The following is a 1,437-nucleotide window of genomic DNA, read 5'->3' as shown; positions in this document are numbered from 1 at the left end:
TGTCGTCTCGTCTCATCCGCCGAACATGTCACATTCGACCACAGGAAGGAATCTTCTGTTAGGCGGTGAACACTAGCGACGATCGAGGAAGAGGAGCATACACAATAAATGATCACCTTAACCCAAGCTCGTATGACGAAGAGCTAGCTATTAATGTCGCTAATCAGCTGCATATTCCGAGGGATAAATTCCCGGCAGTGGTTTTCTTCGGATATGACGAGTCGGATTATTTCGTCCTTCCTCTTACCTCCCGCGGGGGCTTGGACTGGAGAGTTCACTTCAGAAACATAGCTGATATCTGCGAAAGAGTTGAGCAGGAATGCGAAGCAACAGGCTCTCTCGAGTATTACAAGGCTGACATTTCTAAGCAGGTCAGGCGATATCTTCGGACACATACGACTTTCAAAAAACTGCAACCCGCTCTAGGGTTTTTCTCAAATCTGCTTGGCATTCCAAGTTCAATAGTCACAATTGCTGACTAGAGTCAGGCCTCACAACCCGAACGTGACAGTTGCGGCGATGCAGATGGCGAAGAGGAACAACTCGCCGCATCTGTCGTAGCGGGTGGCGATCCGGCGCCAATCCTTGAGCCGGGCGAACGGGTTCTCGATCCGGTGGCGCTGCCTGTAAAGCATTGGATCAAGTTTGGTGGGGTTTCTGCGCCCGCGCCGGGCCGGAATGCAAGCTGTAATTCTCAAAGGCTTCTCGGAACCAGTCGGCACCACATCCCTTGTCAGCCAAAAGCACTTTGGCTTACGGCAGAGCATTCAGCAGCGCCGCGGCGCACTTCGCGTCGCTCATCTGACCAGGAGACAAAAAGAAGGTAAGTGGCCATCCCAGATCGTCGCAGACCATGTGCAGCTTGGAGTTCAAGCCGACTTTAGTCCGTCCGATGGCCCGCGTCCGAGTCCCTCTTTTGAGAGACTTCCCGCCGTGCGATGCGCCTTGAAGTGGACGCTGTCGATCATGATCGTCCCGCCATCGGGGTCCGGCTGCGCCAGCTCCATGAAGAGCAGGCGAACACGCCCATGCGGGACCAGCAGACGAACCGATTGCGGAGCATTTGAGGCGGGCCATGGAGGGAAGGTGCATCTCGCCACTGCAAGCCGTTCTTCTTTACATAGACTGTCCCACTCAGCACCCGCTGATCATCAACCCCCGGGGCTTGCCTCGTGACTTCGGAAAGAACGGCCGTAGATGCTCCATCCGCTAGGGCCTGTGGGGATTCATCGTGAGTTGATAACGGCGGCAGCGAGATAGACCATTGCTTCGAAGCTCCGGTCGGTCTTGCAAGCACGCATGGCAATGCGTTTGAACTCCTTAAGCTTGCAGAAGAAGTTCTCGATGAGGTGGCGCCAGATGTAGATTTCGGCATCGATCCTGAGCTTCTGCGCACGGGCGGGGTGCTGCGAGATCACGATCCGAGCGCCGCGGTTA

1 protein-coding gene and 1 pseudogene are annotated in these 1,437 nt (G+C 55.2%); both read right to left on the bottom strand.

Annotated elements, in window-relative coordinates:
* Positions 1-491 precede the first annotated feature (491 nt).
* Positions 492-1,206 (bottom strand): annotated as a pseudogene (locus OU682_RS23945) (IS5 family transposase).
* Between the two features lie 20 nt (positions 1,207-1,226).
* Positions 1,227-1,437: transposase (locus OU682_RS23940; RefSeq protein WP_268944676.1), on the bottom strand; the 211-nt coding region annotated here is incomplete at its 5' end.

Origin of the sequence: Paracoccus benzoatiresistens (assembly GCF_026913015.1) — a bacterium.
GTDB classification, from domain to species: Bacteria; Pseudomonadota; Alphaproteobacteria; order Rhodobacterales; family Rhodobacteraceae; genus Paracoccus; species Paracoccus benzoatiresistens.
The sequence above is the reverse complement of the archived record's forward strand: the minus strand, read 5'-3'. Positions and strand labels throughout refer to the sequence as shown.